This is a genomic window from Staphylococcus sp. HMSC056G08 (genome assembly GCF_001812305.1).
In the GTDB taxonomy this organism is placed as follows: Bacteria; Bacillota; Bacilli; order Staphylococcales; family Staphylococcaceae; genus Staphylococcus; species Staphylococcus simulans.
Genome location: NZ_KV808500.1, coordinates 1 through 326, shown reverse-complemented (window position 1 = coordinate 326; position 326 = coordinate 1). Strand labels below are relative to the sequence as shown.

The window sequence follows — 326 nt, the reverse complement described above, 5'->3', positions numbered from 1 at the left end:
GAAGAAGTACCACAAGGTCATAAAGATGAGTTCGATCCAAACTTACCAATTGACGGTACAGAAGAAGTACCAGGTAAACCAGGCATCAAGAATCCTGAAACAGGTGAAGTAGTAACACCTCCGGTTGACGATGTCACAAAACATGGTCCAAAAGCAGGCGAACCAGAGGTTACTAAAGAAGAAATACCATTCGAGAAAAAACGTGAGTTCAATCCAGACTTAAAACCAGGTGAAGAGAAAGTAACGCAAGAAGGACAAACTGGAGAGAAAACAACAACAACGCCAACAACAATTAATCCATTAACGGGAGAAAAAGTAGGCGAAGG

The 326-nt window shown here is 41.7% G+C and carries 1 protein-coding gene; it reads left to right on the top strand.

Features of this window, described 5'->3' with window-relative positions:
* Window positions 1–326 (top strand): E domain-containing protein (locus HMPREF2846_RS08925; RefSeq protein WP_176745484.1); only part of this gene is annotated, 326 nt, incomplete at both ends.